This window comes from Streptomyces sp. NPDC046716 (genome assembly GCF_040645755.1).
GTDB lineage: Bacteria > Actinomycetota > Actinomycetes > Streptomycetales > Streptomycetaceae > Streptomyces.
This window is the reverse complement of the sequence record NZ_JBEYYU010000061.1, coordinates 1-13,842: the sequence shown is the minus strand read 5'-3', so window position 1 is coordinate 13,842 and position 13,842 is coordinate 1. Positions and strand designations below refer to the sequence as shown.

14 protein-coding genes are annotated in these 13,842 nt (G+C 72.8%); 7 read left to right on the top strand and 7 right to left on the bottom strand.

Annotation, left to right across the window (positions count from 1 at the left end; translation table 11 throughout):
* Window positions 1-77 precede the first annotated feature (77 nt).
* Entirely contained in the window at window positions 78-539 is a 462-nt protein-coding gene (locus tag ABZ930_RS33310; protein ID WP_361556328.1) for a nitroreductase/quinone reductase family protein, read from the top strand.
* A 73-nt stretch (window positions 540-612) separates the two neighbouring features.
* On the opposite strand, the gene ABZ930_RS33305 is transcribed toward ABZ930_RS33310, so the two are convergent.
* A complete protein-coding gene (locus tag ABZ930_RS33305) occupies window positions 613-1,803 on the bottom strand; it encodes a geranylgeranyl reductase family protein (RefSeq protein ID WP_361556438.1) in 1,191 nt (396 codons plus the stop codon).
* 172 nt (window positions 1,804-1,975) lie between these two features.
* Here ABZ930_RS33305 and ABZ930_RS33300 point away from each other — a divergent pair, with 172 nt between their 5' ends.
* Together ABZ930_RS33300 and ABZ930_RS33295 are read left to right on the top strand one after the other, a co-directional pair.
* A complete protein-coding gene (locus ABZ930_RS33300; protein ID WP_361556325.1) occupies window positions 1,976-3,337 on the top strand; it encodes a dipeptidase in 1,362 nt (453 codons plus the stop codon).
* 91 nt (window positions 3,338-3,428) lie between these two features.
* On the top strand, window positions 3,429-4,148 hold the full coding sequence (locus ABZ930_RS33295) for an MBL fold metallo-hydrolase (protein ID WP_361556435.1): 720 nt from the start codon (window positions 3,429-3,431) through the stop codon (window positions 4,146-4,148).
* 98 nt (window positions 4,149-4,246) lie between these two features.
* Here ABZ930_RS33295 and ABZ930_RS33290 read toward each other — a convergent pair whose 3' ends face one another.
* The 3 genes from ABZ930_RS33290 to ABZ930_RS33280 all read right to left on the bottom strand — a co-directional run bounded on the left by ABZ930_RS33290 (window position 4,247) and on the right by ABZ930_RS33280 (window position 7,422).
* Window positions 4,247-5,242: an NUDIX domain-containing protein gene (locus tag ABZ930_RS33290; protein ID WP_361556322.1), complete on the bottom strand. Its 996-nt coding sequence runs from the start codon at window positions 5,240-5,242 to the stop codon at window positions 4,247-4,249.
* A gap of 89 nt (window positions 5,243-5,331) precedes the next feature.
* On the bottom strand, window positions 5,332-5,949 hold the full coding sequence (locus tag ABZ930_RS33285; protein ID WP_361556319.1) for a TOPRIM nucleotidyl transferase/hydrolase domain-containing protein: 618 nt from the start codon (window positions 5,947-5,949) through the stop codon (window positions 5,332-5,334).
* A gap of 534 nt (window positions 5,950-6,483) precedes the next feature.
* The gene (locus ABZ930_RS33280) at window positions 6,484-7,422 is read right to left on the bottom strand and encodes an aminoglycoside phosphotransferase family protein (protein ID WP_361556316.1); all 939 of its coding nucleotides are present in this window, start codon (window positions 7,420-7,422) and stop codon (window positions 6,484-6,486) included.
* Between the two features lie 325 nt (window positions 7,423-7,747).
* Between ABZ930_RS33280 and ABZ930_RS33275 the strand changes: the two genes are divergently transcribed.
* A complete protein-coding gene (locus tag ABZ930_RS33275) occupies window positions 7,748-8,191 on the top strand; it encodes an STAS domain-containing protein (protein ID WP_361556313.1) in 444 nt (147 codons plus the stop codon).
* Window positions 8,192-8,252: 61 nt separating this feature from the next.
* The gene (locus tag ABZ930_RS33270; protein WP_361556310.1) at window positions 8,253-8,903 is read left to right on the top strand and encodes a PASTA domain-containing protein; all 651 of its coding nucleotides are present in this window, start codon (window positions 8,253-8,255) and stop codon (window positions 8,901-8,903) included.
* An 82-nt stretch (window positions 8,904-8,985) separates the two neighbouring features.
* On the opposite strand, the gene ABZ930_RS33265 is transcribed toward ABZ930_RS33270, so the two are convergent.
* On the bottom strand, window positions 8,986-9,948 hold the full coding sequence (locus ABZ930_RS33265; protein ID WP_361556307.1) for an ROK family protein: 963 nt from the start codon (window positions 9,946-9,948) through the stop codon (window positions 8,986-8,988).
* Between the two features lie 243 nt (window positions 9,949-10,191).
* On the opposite strand from ABZ930_RS33265, the gene ABZ930_RS33260 reads away from it, so the two are divergent.
* Together ABZ930_RS33260 and ABZ930_RS33255 are read left to right on the top strand one after the other, a co-directional pair.
* The gene (locus ABZ930_RS33260; RefSeq protein WP_361556304.1) at window positions 10,192-11,229 is read left to right on the top strand and encodes a LacI family DNA-binding transcriptional regulator; all 1,038 of its coding nucleotides are present in this window, start codon (window positions 10,192-10,194) and stop codon (window positions 11,227-11,229) included.
* A 44-nt stretch (window positions 11,230-11,273) separates the two neighbouring features.
* Window positions 11,274-11,927 carry an HAD family hydrolase gene (locus ABZ930_RS33255; RefSeq protein WP_361556301.1) on the top strand — a complete coding sequence of 218 codons (654 nt, stop codon included), beginning with the start codon at window positions 11,274-11,276 and terminating at the stop codon, window positions 11,925-11,927.
* 73 nt (window positions 11,928-12,000) lie between these two features.
* On the opposite strand, the gene ABZ930_RS33250 is transcribed toward ABZ930_RS33255, so the two are convergent.
* Both ABZ930_RS33250 and ABZ930_RS33245 read right to left on the bottom strand, forming a co-directional pair.
* Window positions 12,001-13,302, bottom strand: coding sequence for an aldolase/citrate lyase family protein (locus ABZ930_RS33250; protein WP_361556432.1), 1,302 nt, complete (start codon window positions 13,300-13,302; stop codon window positions 12,001-12,003).
* 180 nt (window positions 13,303-13,482) lie between these two features.
* Window positions 13,483-13,842: electron transfer flavoprotein subunit alpha/FixB family protein (locus tag ABZ930_RS33245; RefSeq protein WP_361556298.1), on the bottom strand; the 360-nt coding region annotated here is incomplete at its 5' end.

Sequence of the window (13,842 nt, the reverse complement as noted above, 5' to 3'; positions counted from 1 at the left end):
CTCTCGTGCACACTGCTCTTAAGCGAGAGCAGTGCTCACACTTCGGAGCGCCGCCCGCACTCATCCTGGGGGTCACCATGAGCGCACAGTCCGAGCCCTACTACCTCAAGGGCAGCCCCACCGCGATCCGCCTCAACAAGGTGATCGGGTGGCTGGCCCGGCGCGGCCTCAGCCTCGCCGGCTCCGCCGAACTCTCGGTGCGCGGCCGCAAGAGCGGTCAGCTGCAGCGGATCCCGGTGAACCCGCACACGTACGAGGGCGTCCAGTACCTGGTGTCGGCCCGCGGCCACTCCCAGTGGGTGAAGAACATGCTCGCCGCGGGCGGCGGCGAACTGCGCGTCGGCCGCAAGGTCCGCACCTTCGAGGCCGTCGAACTCCCCGACGGCGACCTGAAGCGCGAGGTCCTGCGCACCTACCTGGAGCGCTGGGGCTGGCAGGTCAACGACTACTTCAAGGGCGTCACGGCGAAGTCGACGGACGCCGAGCTCTCGGCCGCGTCCCCCGACCACCCGGTCTTCCGGATCACCGTCGCCGACTGACGCCGTCGGCGACCGACGCCCGCGCCGACCGGCACCGGCACACCCGGTCCCGGCGCGGCGGGCGCCGCCGACGTCAGCGCTCGAACCGGGACAGCGCCCGTCCCGCCATCGGATGCGTCCGCACCAGCTCGCCCAGGGAGGACGAACCCCGGGTGATCCTCGCGAACGCGTTCCACGCCGGGCGCAGGCCCGTCAGGGCCGCGTGCAGCAGGGCCGGCTTGCGCTCGAAGACGGTCAGCATGCGCTTGCCGACGGCCATCTCGACGCCCAGGCCCGCCTTGATGGCGAACGCGTAGTTCAGCGCCTGGCGGCGGGCGTCCACGGCGTCGTGGGACTCGGCGACGCGCACCGCCCACTCCCCCGCGAGCCGGCCCGAGCGCAGGGCGAAGGAGATGCCCTCGCGGGTCCACGGCTCGAGCAGTCCTGCCGCGTCGCCGCAGACCAGGACCCGCCCGCGCGACAGCGGCGAGTCGTCGGCCCGGCAGCGCGTCAGGTGCCCCGAGGAGACCGCGGGTTCGAAGCCCGCGAGCCCCAGGCGGGCGATGAAGTCCTCCAAGTACTTCTTGGTGGCGGCGCCTTCGCCGCGCGCCGAGATGACGCCGACGGTGAGCGTGTCGTCCTTGGGGAAGACCCAGCCGTAACTGCCCGGGATCGGGCCCCAGTCGATGAGGACCCGGCCGCGCCAGTCCTCGGCGACCGTCTCCGGCACCGGGATCTCCGCCTCCAGGCCGAGGTCGACCTGGTCCAGCTTCACCCCGACGTGCGCTCCTATCCGGCTGGCGCTGCCGTCGGCGCCGACCACGGCGCGGGCGAGCACCGTCTCGCCGTCCTGCAGCACGACCGCGACGGTCCGCCGGTCGGGCACCGCTGAACCGTGCTGCTCGACCCGCGTCACCGTGACCCCGGTGCGCAGCTCCGCGCCCGCCTTCTGCGCGTGCTCGACGAGCTGGGCGTCGAACTCCGGGCGGTTGATGAGCCCGAACAGCATGCTGCGCGACCGGCGCGTCCGCGTGTACTTGCCGTTCAGCGAGAACGTGACCGCGTTGACCCGGTCCTTGAACGGCAGCTCGAAGCCGGGTGGCAGGGAGTCGCGGGACGGGCCGATGATGCCGCCGCCGCACGTCTTGTAGCGCGGCAGTTCCGCCTTCTCCAGCAGCAGCACACGGCGTCCCGCGACCGCGGCCGCGTACGCGGCGGAGGCGCCGGCGGGGCCCGCGCCCACGACCACGACGTCCCACACGCTCATGTCCCGCTCGTCGCCCATGTCGTTGCCCGCCGCGTTCTCGGGGTTCTCGCTGCTCACGATGGTTTGATGCTCCGTCTTCAGCCGCCTGCCGCACGTTTCCCAGGCATCCTACGGCGGGCGGCGCCGTGACCCTCTGTGGGAGGATCTTCCGTACCCCCTGTACAACGTCGCACCTACGAGGAGCGTGCCCATGTCGCCGCATCCGATCGCCGAATCCGTCGCCTCCCTGCTGCCCCGCGCCAAGGCGGAGCTGGCCGAGCTGGTGGCCTTCAAGTCGGTGGCGGACTTCGAGCAGTATCCGAAGAGCGAGAGCGAGGGCGCGGCCAACTGGGTCGCGGACGCCCTGCGCGCCGAGGGCTTCCAGGACGTGGCACTGCTCGACACCCCGGACGGCACCCAGTCGGTCTACGGCCATCTGCCCGGCCCCGAGGGCGCGCCCACGGTCCTGCTGTACGCGCACTACGACGTGCAGCCGCCGCTGGACGAGGAGGCGTGGGTGACGCCCCCGTTCGAGCTCACCGAGCGCGAGGACGGCCGCTGGTACGGGCGGGGCAGCGCCGACTGCAAGGGCGGTGTGCTGCTGCACCTGCTGGCGATCCGCGCGCTGAAGGCGAACGGCGGGGTGCCGGTGGGCGTCAAGGTGATCGCCGAAGGCTCGGAGGAGATGGGCACCGGCGGCCTGGAGCGCTACGCCGAGCAGCACCCGGAGCTGCTGACCGCCGACACCATCGTCATCGGTGACGCGGGCAACTTCCAGTGCGGTCTGCCCACCGCGACGGCGACGCTGCGCGGCATGACGCTGGTGCGGGTGCAGGTCGACACGCTCGAAGGCAACCTGCACTCGGGCCAGTTCGGCGGGGCCGCGCCCGACGCGCTGGCCGCGCTGGTGCGCGTACTGGACTCGCTGCGGGCCGAGGACGGTTCGACGACGGTCGACGGTCTGGACGGGGCCGAGTCCTGGAGCGGTCTGCAGTACGAGGAGGAGGCGTTCCGCAAGGACGCCAAGGTGCTCGACGGCGTCGAGCTGATCGGCGCGGGCACGGTGGCCGACCGGATCTGGGCGCGCCCTGCCGTGACGGTGCTCGGCATCGACTGCCCGCCGGTCGTCGGCGCGACGCCGTCCGTGCAGGCCGGCGCCCGCGCGCTGGTCAGCCTGCGGGTGCCGCCGGGCACGGACGCCGGCGAGGCGACGAAGCTGCTGATGGCGCACATCGAGGCGCACACTCCGTGGGGCGCCCGGGTGTCGGTCGAGCAGGTCGGCCAGGGCCAGCCGTTCCGGGCGAACACCCAGAGCCCCGCGTACGCCGCGCTGGCGGACGCGATGGCCGAGGCGTACGACGGCCAGGAGATGAGCTACGCGGGCCAGGGCGGCTCGATCCCGCTGTGCAACACGCTCGCGTCGCTCTACCCGGAGGCGGAGATCCTGCTGATCGGCCTCAGCGAGCCGGAGGCGCAGATCCACGCGGTCAACGAGTCGGTGTCGCCGCAGGAGTTGGAGCGGCTCTCGGTCGCGGAGGCGCTGTTCCTGCAGAAGTACGCCGCCGCGAACTGACCCGCCCCACCGCCGGCTCTGCTCTCGGCCAAGACGTGGGAGCTTCGGCGGAGACGGCTCGTACGGTCGCCGCATGACGACCTACGACCTCATCGACGCGTTCGACGTCACCCCACGGCTGCGGCTGCTGCGCTTCCCCGTGGGGCAGGCCTACCTGTGGCGGGACGACGACGGGCTCACCCTGATCGACGCGGGCGCGCCCGGCGCGGGCCTGCCGATCGCCGATGCCGTACGTGCCTGGGGGCATGCGCCCGAGGACGTACGGCGGATCGTGCTCACCCACTTCCACGAGGACCACGTGGGCGGCGCCGCCGAGTTCGCCCGGCTCAGCGGCGCCGAGGTGTACGCGCACCACCTGGACGCCCCGTTCGTGCGGGGCGAGGCGGCCGGGCCGCCGCCGGTCTACGAGGACTGGGAGCGGCCGCTGCACGCCCAGGCCCTGGCGCAGCTCCCGCCGCCGCTGCCCGAGCCCGATCTACCGCTCGTGGTGCGGGAGTTGACGGACGGCGACACGCTGGATCTCGGCGACGGGGCGCGGATCGTCGGCGCGCCCGGCCACACCGACGGATCCATCGCCGTGCATCTGCCCCGGCACGGCGTGCTGCTCACCGGCGACGCGGTCGCCGCGTCACCGGTCGACGGGCAGATCATGCTGGGCGTGCTGAACCTGGACCGGAAGCGGGCCGTCGCCTCCTTCGCCCGGCTCGCCGCGCTGGAGAGCGAGGTGGCCTGCTTCGGGCACGGCGATCCGCTGACCGAGAACGCCGGCGCCGCGCTCAGGGCGGCATCGGCGACGTATCAACCCGCTTGAGGTTCACAGCGGTTCGAGGTGAGCTGCGCTTTCACGGTGAGACCATCCCTTGAGAATCAGGGGCGTCGGCAGAGCGGAGCCGGGTGTCGAGTCGCTTCTCAGCCGAGTGGGACACCGGCCTCCAGGTAGTGCGCCGCACCCCGTTCGCGAGCACGAAGGGCCCATCGCAGCCGCTCGTACCGCACGGGCGGCAGCAGACCCGCCGCCTCGGCCTCGTCGACGAACCGCCAGCCCCGCAGCTCCGGTCCGGGCAGCAGCACATGGGCCGCCACGTCGCGGTCGAGCCGCCCGCCGTCGAAGAGCAGCCGCAGACCGCCGAAGCCGGGCGGCACGGGCCGCTCCCAGTCGACGACCAACAGCCCGGGTACGTCGACGAGTTGGATGCCGGTCTCCTCCAGGACCTCCCGCATGCCCGCCCGCGCGGGCGCCTCGCCCGGCTCGACGACGCCGCCGGGGAACTCCCAGCCCGGCTTGTAGGTGGGGTCGACGAGCAGGACACGGTCCTGCTCGTCGAAGAGGAGCACGCCCGCGGCGACCGTCTCGGCGGTGGGCTCGGCCGTCTGCACGATGTCGCAGGGCGCCGCCTCGCCGGTGCGCACGGCGGCGGCGATGCGGACGGCGGTGTCGTACGGGGACAGCGTGCCGCTGTCGACGAGGTAGGCGTCCGCGGCGAGCCAGCCCGCGAGCGCGGCGCGGTAGGGCTCGATGTCGGCGGGCGCCTCGCCGCTGGGGTCACGGCTGCGCAGGATCGTTTCACCTGGAGCAAGGACCACATGGCACACAGGGATCCGCCGGGCGGCGAGCCCACCGAAGATCTCGTCGCGGTACTCCTGGCGCATCAGCCCCATCGGCACCACGAGGACTCCGCCGAGTTCGGCGAGGAGGGCGGCCGCCGTGTCGACGACGAGCCGCCGCCAGATCGGCAGGTCCTGATGGTCGCTGACCTCGGCGAGCCGCTTGGGCGGCAGCAGCCGCTCCAGCTCCGCGTCGATCTCCTCGGGGTCGAAGAGCGTGCAGTTGGGGATCAGGTCGAGCAATTCGCGCGCGGCGGTCGTCTTGCCCGCGCGGGATGCCCCGTTGACCCAGACGATCACGGTTCCCCCTCTTCCGTCGGCCCCCTGAGGCTTGCCCGCAACACCCTGCCGGGGAAACCCGGTGCTGATGAGCGTGTTCGCGCGGGCGGTCAGACGCCCGCGAGCAGCCCGTCGAGCGGCGCCGGCACCCGGGCCGGGTCGAGGGCCGCCACGAGGAGTCCGCCGTAGCGGATCTTGCGGCCCTTCTTGGTGCTGAGAAAGCGCCGCACCTGCTGCTCGCGGGGGCGGCCGCGCTGGGCGGGCTGGGTCAGGAAGATCTGCCAGGACCGCAGGTCGCCCTCGGTCCGGAAGACGTCCTCGACGGCGTCGGTGCCCAGGGCCCGGATCAGCTCGTCCTCCAGGTCGACGACGCACACGAAGAAGTCCCCGGACGGCGCCCCGGCCCGCTCCAGACCGCGCGTGAAGTAGTCCCGCTCCCCCTCGTCGCACAGCCCCGTCAGGCGCAGGCCGAGGCCGGGCGGCCCGAGGAGGTCCGCGTACCGGCCGACGCTCATGGCACCGCCCATCGCGACGACGCACACCCCTTCGGCGGTCAGGTCACGGCCGCGCCGGACGGCGAGGGTCTCGACGGCCGCGAGATCGCTGGCCCCCTCGACCAGGACCGCCGTCCGCAGCCCGAGCCGACGGCTCAGCTCGCCCGCCGGCTCCCCCGGCCCACCGGCCGCCCATCGCGCCACCGCGTCTCTGAACGCCCCTACGTCTTCCATGGGGCGAGTCTGCACCGTGATCGTCGCCAGTGGCACGGAATATCGGGGCGCGCGCCGCGGCCCACGCCGCGGTGCCGCGCGTACCCCACCGACCACGCCGGGCCGGGGGACGATCTCGATTCGCGCCTGCGCTCGGCGGGTTCGGCACCAGCCTGGCCGAGCTTCCTGTCGGGCATCGCGCCGACGTCCGTCGTGCCGGCGCTGTCGGCAGCCCTGGCCCGAGGGCGTTTGCGCGTACCCCCTGGGCGCCGAACGAACGGCGCCCGCCCACCGCCTCGGGTGTCTCGGCGACGTCACGGCGGGCGGGTCATCCGTAAGGGGCGGATGCGGACCCCACATCCTCCCGTGCGCCTCCGGACATCGGGGGGAGAGTCCGGAGCCGCCCGCGGAAGGACCTGGGACGTCGCGCCGACCGCTGCCCGACGATCGGCGGCCGTCCCGCTTTCGGCCTTCCGCTGCCTTCCTGCCTCCGCAGTCAAGCGCAGTCGGCCGGGCGGCGCAGCCGTGTGCGCACACGCTGTCGCGGCGCGGAATTCACACGGGGTGTGCGTCCCGCACACCGTCGTCGCCGGGCCGCGCGAGCGCCGCCCGGATCTGCCGGGTGGTGGCCTCGGCGATCCGTGGACTCTCGGCGGCGTACGCCGTGTAGGCGATCAGGCCGGAGGTCAGGGCCCAGCCACGACCGCGCAGCCAGGTCGCGTCGTCCACCCCGAGCGCGGCCCGGAACACCGTGGCGCAGCGCGGCGACAGCAGCGTGAAGGCGATCATCAGATCGACCGCGGGATCCCCCGCCCCCAGGCTGCCGAAGTCGATGACCGCGCTCAGGCGGCCGTCGGTGGTGAGCAGATTGCCGGTGTGGAAGTCGCCGTGGCACAGCACGGGCGGTCCGGGCCAGGCCGGGGCGGCGAGGGCCGCGTCCCACAGCGCTGTCGTCGCCCCGGCGTCGAAGGCGTCGGCCGCGCGGGCGATGGCGGCCCGGGTCGCCGCGTCCCGGTCGGCGAGCGTCTCCCGCACCTCGGCCGGCCCGGCGCGATGCGGATCCACCGCCTGCAACGCCCGCAGAAAGGCCGCGAGTTCACGCGCCGTCTCGACGGAGTCCCCCAGCCCCTCGACGGTGGCGACCTCGCCGCCCAGCCACCGGGTCACCGCCCAGGGCCACGGGTACCCGAGCCCAGGACGTCCCACGGCCACGGGGACGGGCACGGCGAGCGGCAGCCGGGGCGCGAGGCCGGGCAGCCGGTCCCGCTCCTTCTCGGCCTGCCCGATGGCACCGGAGTGGCGGGGCAGTCGCACGGCCAGTTCGTCGCCGAGCCGGTGGATGACGTGGTCGGAACCGCCGGGCACGACAGGCGTGAGCGCCAGCCCGGACCACTGCGGAAACTGGCGGTCGAGAAGGTCCCGTACGAGTGCGGTGTCGATGAACGGCCGCTCGTCGGCATCCCCCGCACCAGACGTGTCCTGCGCTGTCGCCAAGGCGGCTCTCCTGGAGAGGGCCCATCCCCCGATGGGCTGTGGGCAGAGGGTCCATGACAGCGCACCGCACCCCATCTGTCGCACGCTTTTTCTCCAGCCGCACATCTTCGGTGTCAAGCGTTTTGTATTGAATTCACCTCATCAAGTGATGCGCGGGGCCGGGAATCGTTACGGCACGACGTGGCCTCACTCCTCCCGCTACGGTGGCCGACCAGGCGCCCCAGCCCCCGGCGACCTCGTGATTCGTTCGCACACCGACGTTTCGTTCGCGCCAGAGTGGACGGCTCCCTCCGGAGCCGGACAGGTGTTCAGGCCGGGGGGCTTGATGAGGCAAGGCAATCAACAGGACTTTCTGTCCGACGACTTCGGAGATTCCGAGCGCTGCGGGCTCCTCGGAGGCTGCGGTGTGCTCGCGGGCACGGCCGATCCCGACAACGCCGTGCACCCCGCCGTGGTCCACATGATCGACGACTGCGCCGTCGTCGAACTCAGCGGTGACATCGACCTCCTGGCCTTCCACCGGCTGGCTCCCCTCCTCGACACCGTGGCGGACGGCCCCTACCGGGTCGTCGCGGTCGACCTGACCGCGACCACCTTCTTCGACTGCTCGGGCCTCAGCCTGCTGGTCCGAGCACATCGCCGGGCGCTGGAGCGGGGCGGCCGCGTCACCGTCGTGTGCCGGCGCCGGCTGACGCTGCGCATCATCGCGATGTCCCGGCTCACCGAGGTGCTGCGCCCCGTGCCGACGGTGGAAGAGGCACTGAGATGACTCCCGGGGACTTCGCCGCTTAACGTATTCCGCCTGTACCGGCATCACTCGGGGGGAATCCGTGCGCACCCGTGTCATCAGCACCGTCATACTCTGCTCCGCCGCCACGACGGCCCTGGTCGCCTGCGGCGGGGCGGACACCTCGGGTTCCGAGCCGTCGCGGTCGCCGACGCTCTCGCCGAGCACCACGGCGCCCGCGTCACCGACGACGAGCGCTCCTGACGCCGGGGCGAAGAAGGCGGTGCCCACGTTCGTCGGCATGGGCCTGCAATCGGCTCAGGACAAGGCGCAGGAGACGGGGTTCGCCATCCTGACGTCGCACGACGCGCTCGGCCGCGGCCGCCTTCAGGCCTTCGACCGGAACTGGAAGGTGTGCAGCCAGTCCGTCCCGGCGGGCACGAAGGTGGCCACGACGACGATGCTCGACTTCGGCGCGGTGAAGACCGGCGAGGCGTGCCCGGCGAAGGACGAACAGGCCCCGGCGAAGGCCGACGGCACGATGCCCGACTTCAAGGGCAAGAGCGTGAAGGCGGCTCGCGGGGCGCTCGACGCGGACACCTCGGTCGATGTCAGGGACGTGGGCGGGACCAACCGCTTCGTCTTCCTGGGCTCCAACTGGAAGGTGTGCTCGCAGACGCCGGCCGCCGGGACGAAGCTGACGGGCCGGCCGGTGACCTTCAGGGCCGTCAAGTTCGGCGAGTCCTGCCCGTGACCACAGCACGGCGCCGCTGCGGTCCCGTCCGGAAGGACGGGACCGCAGGGCGCCGTGCTGCCCGGATGCGCGCCGCGGGTCGTCAGACGGCCTGTCGCCGCGCCTCGTCGACCGCGCTCCCGCCGCGCAGCGCCGCTGCCGCGGCGCCCACGAGCCCGGCGTCCGTGCCGGTCGAGGCAGGGACGACGGTGAGCCGCTGGACGAACGAGAGCGTGGCGTAGTCGCGCAGGGCACGGCGGAGCGGCTCGAACAGGACGTCCCCCGCCTTCGCCACGCCCCCGCCGATCACCGCGATGTCCACCTCGACGAGTGTCGCGGTCGCGGCGATCCCGGCGGCGAGCGCCTGCGCGGCCCGGGCGAAGGAGGCTGCCGCGACCGGGTCGCCCGCCCGGGCCGCGGTGGCCACGGCCGCGGCGGTCGTGTCGCCGTCCGGTCCCGGCCGCCAGCCGTCAGCCAGCGCGCGCCGGGCGATGTTGGGACCCGAGGCGATGCGCTCGACGCAGCCGCGCGCTCCGCAGGGGCACAGGTCGCCGTCGAGGTCGACGCTGATGTGGCCGATGTGGCCCGCGTTGCCGGTGGGGCCGGGGTGGAGTTGGCCGTTGAGGATCAGGCCGCCGCCGACGCCGGTGGACACGACCATGCACAGCGCGTTGTCGTGGCCGCGCGCCGCTCCCTGCCAATGTTCCGCCGCCGTGATCGCCACACCGTCGCCGACCAGCTCGACGGGCAGCCCGCCGGTGACGGACCGGACCCGCTCGACGAGCGGGAAGGCGCGCCAGCCGGGCACGTTGACCGGACTGACCGTGCCCGCCGAGCGGTCCACGGGCCCCGCGCTGCCGATGCCGACGGCCCCGGTCCTCGACCACAGTTCGGACGCCGTCAGCTCGGCGAACACCGCCTCGACCGCGCCCATCACCGTCTCGCCGTTCTCCTGCGCGGGGGTCGGCCGCTGGGTCCGCGCGAGGATCCGGCCCCGGTTGTCCACCAGGGCGCCGGCGATCTTGGTGCCGCCGATGTCGAGCGCGGCGACGAGGTCCGTGTGCATCAGTGTCTGGTCTCCTGCGGGAAAGGGGAGAAAGGGGCAGTTCACAGAAGCCCACTGTAGGAAGGCTCAGGAAAGCGGTGGACAGTCTCTCCCGCATCTGACAACGTTGTCCAGGCCCTATGCTCGACGCCACATGCTCGTACGGCAGCCGGTACAGCATGATGAACCCGATGAGCGGTCGCCCTCCGCCCCTTCCGGGCCACCGCTCATGACGGCAGCGACGACAGGACAGGACAGCGCATAGTGGACCGCACCGCCCGCCGCACCGAGAACCGCTACGGCAATCGCCCGACCATGAAGGACGTCGCCGCGCGCGCCGGAGTGGGCCTCAAGACGGTGTCCCGTGTCGTCAATGGTGAGGCCGGAGTCACGCCCGACACCGAGCGGCGCGTGCAGGAGGCCATCGCGGCCCTCGGCTTCCGGCGCAACGACAGCGCGCGGGTCCTGCGCAAGGGGCGTACGGCGAGTATCGGGCTGGTCCTGGAGGATCTGGCGGACCCGTTCTACGGACCGCTCAGCCGGGCGGTGGAGGAGGTCGCGCGGGCACACGGCGCGCTGCTCATCAACGGGTCGAGTGCCGAGGACCCGGACCGCGAGCAGGAGTTGGTGCTCGCCCTGTGCGCGCGCCGGGTCGACGGTCTGGTCGTGATCCCCGCCGGGGACGACCACCGGTATCTGGAGCCGGAGATCGCGGCCGGTGTCGCGACGGTGTTCGTGGACCGTCCCGCGGGGCGGATCGACGCGGACTGCGTGCTCTCCGACAGCTTCGGCGGCGCCCGTGACGGCGTGGCGCATCTGATCGCGGGCGGTCACCGCCGGATCGGCTTCATCGGCGACCAGCCGCGCATCCACACGGCCGCCGAGCGACTGCGGGGTTACCGGGCGGCGATGGAGGACGCCGGGATATCGGTGGCGGACCGCTGGATGTCGCTGGGTGTCACCGATCCCGAGCGTGTGCGCAGGGCCGCCGAGGAGATGCTCAAGGACCCCGAGCCGGTCACCGCGATCTTCGCCGGCAACAACCGGGTGACCGTGACCGTGATCCGGGTGCTCGCCGAACTCGACCGGGCCGTGGCCCTGGTGGGCTTCGACGACATCGAGCTCGGCGATCTGCTCCAGCCGGGGGTGACGGTGGTGGCGCAGGACGCCGCGCAGTTGGGCCGCACCGCGGCGGAGCGGCTGTTCCGGCAGCTGGACGGGGCGACGCTGCTGCCGGAGCGCATCGAGCTGCCGACGCGGCTGATCCGCCGCGGCTCGGGCGAACTGCCGCCCGCCGTCTGAGCGTTGCCGGTTTCGCCGTAGGACCCCGCGCCTATGCTGCGGGGATGATCAGATCCCTTGAGCTGGTGATATTCGACTGCGACGGCGTCCTGGTCGACAGCGAACGCATCGCGGTCGGCCTGCAGGTCGAGCTCGGCGCCGCGCTGGGCTGGCCGCTGACGGCGGAGGAGGTCGTCGCCCGGTTCATCGGACGCTCGCACGCCGACATCCGCGCGCTGGTGGCGGCCCGGCTGGGCGAGGAGACCGCGTCGATGTGGTCGAAGCGGTTCGAGGAACGCCACCGTGAGGAGGTGGACTCCGGCCTCGTCGCGGTCGACGGGATTCGCGAGGCGCTCGACGCCATCACCGTGCCGACCTGCGTGGCCTCCAGCGGCTCCCACGACAAGATGCGGCACACGCTGGGCCGCACCGGATTGTACGAGCGCTTCGCGGGCCGGATCTTCAGCGCGTCCGAGGTCCCGCGTGCCAAGCCCGCCCCCGACGTCTTCCTGCACGCCGCCCGGCGGATGGGCGTCGACCCGGCGGCCTGCGCGGTGGTCGAGGACAGCGGCAACGGCGTGCGGGCCGCGCGCTCCGCCGGGATGCGTGCCTTCGGCTATGCCGGCGGGCTCACCCCGGCCGCGCAGCTCGCGGGCGCGGACACCGTGGTCTTCCACGACATGCGCGAACTGCCCGCTCTGCTCGGCACGACGAGCTGAGCGGCCCCCTGCACACCACTGCCCTTCCCCGGCCGTCCCCGGGAAAGGGCAGTGATGCCGCGTGCGCGAGCGCCTACTGCCCGGCCGTCACCGTGAGGTCGCCGCGGCGCGGCGCCGCGTAGCCCTCCAGGTCGGCGCGGGTCAGACCGGCGCGGCGGGCGACCTCGCCGTTGTCGAGGGCGCCGCAGTCCAGGCCGCGCAGCAGGTATCCGGCGAGGGCCTTGGCGGTGGCGGGCTCGTCGGCGATGTCGCCGGTGGACTGGCTGGCGTAGGCGGCGAGGCGGGCGGCGGCCTGCTCGAAGCCCTCGCGGTAGAAGGCGAAGACCGCGGCGTAGCGGGTCGGGATGTGGCCCGGGTGCATGTCCCAGCCCTGGTAGTAGGCGCGGGCGAGGGCGCGGCGGGTGAGGCCGTAGTGCAGGCGCCAGGCGTCGTGGACCTTCGCGGTGGACCCGACCGGCAGGACGTTGGTGGAGCCGTCGGAGACGCGGACTCCGGTACCGGCGGCGGCGACCTGCATGACGGCCTTCGCGTGGTCGGCGGCGGGGTGGTCGCTGGCCTGGTACGCGGCGGAGACGCCGAGGCAGGCGCTGTAGTCGAAGGTGCCGTAGTGCAGCCCGGTCGCGCGGCCCTCGGCGGCGTCGATCATGCGGGCCACCGCGGCGGTGCCGTCGGCGGCGAGGATGGACTGGCTGGTCTCGATCTGGATCTCGAACCCGAGCCGCCCGGCGTCGAGACCGTGCTGCTTCTCGAAGGCCTCGAGGAGCCGGACCATGGCGGTGACCTGCTCCGGGTACGTGACCTTGGGCAGGGTCAGGACCAGCCCGTCGGGCAGTCCGCCGTGCTCCATGAGGCCGGTGAGGAAGATGTCGAGGGTGCGGATGCCGCGGTCGCGGACGGCCTCCTCCATGCACTTCATGCGGATGCCCATGTAGGGCGCCGCCGTGCCGTTCTTGTAGGCGTCGGCGATGACGCGCGCGGCCCGCGCGGCCGTCTCGTCCTCGTCGGCGGAGGAGGCGGGGCGGTAGCCGTCCTCGAAGTCGACCCGCAGGTCCTCGACGGGCTCCCGCTCCAGCTTGGCGCGTACGCGGCTGTAGACGGGCTCGGCGAGCTCGTCGGAGAGGCCGAGGACGGCAGCGAAGGAGGCGGCGTCCGGCGCGTGCTCGTCGAGCTGCGCGAGGGCCTGGTCGCCCCAGGAGCGGACGGTGCCGGCGTCGAAGGCGTCCCCGGGGACGTAGACCGTGTGGACGGGCTGGCGGGTGCCGGGGTCTCCCGGGTACCGGCGCGCGAGCTCCGCGTCGACCGGGGCGAGTGAGGCGCTGATGCCCTCGCTGACCGCGCCCGCGAGGCTCGTCGACACCTTCTCCTGCTGACCCATTCGTGCACCCTCCATACGCTCAATGTTTCCGCTTCACGGAATCAACAATCCGTATAGCGAAGTTAACTGTCGTCGCAGTCCAGGTCAATGGTCATCTTTCCGGGTCCCGGTACGCGGACGGGGCCGCGCGGTGCTGAACACCACGCGGCCCCGTCGGCTGCCGTCACCGGCCGAACGGACTCAGCCCTTGCGGGTCTTGACCTCTTCGGTCAGGGCGGGCACGACGTCGAAGAGGTCGCCGACGACGCCGTAGTCGACGAGGTCGAAGATCGGGGCCTCGGCGTCCTTGTTGACCGCGACGATCGTCTTCGAGGTCTGCATGCCGGCCCGGTGCTGGATCGCCCCGGAGATGCCGTTGGCGATGTACAGCTGCGGCGACACGCTCTTGCCGGTCTGGCCGACCTGGTTGGAGTGCGGGTACCAGCCCGCGTCCACCGCGGCGCGGGAGGCGCCCACGGCCGCGCCGAGGGAGTCTGCAAGGGCCTCGATGATCGCGAAGTTCTCCGCGCCGTTGACGCCACGGCCGCCGGAGACGACGAT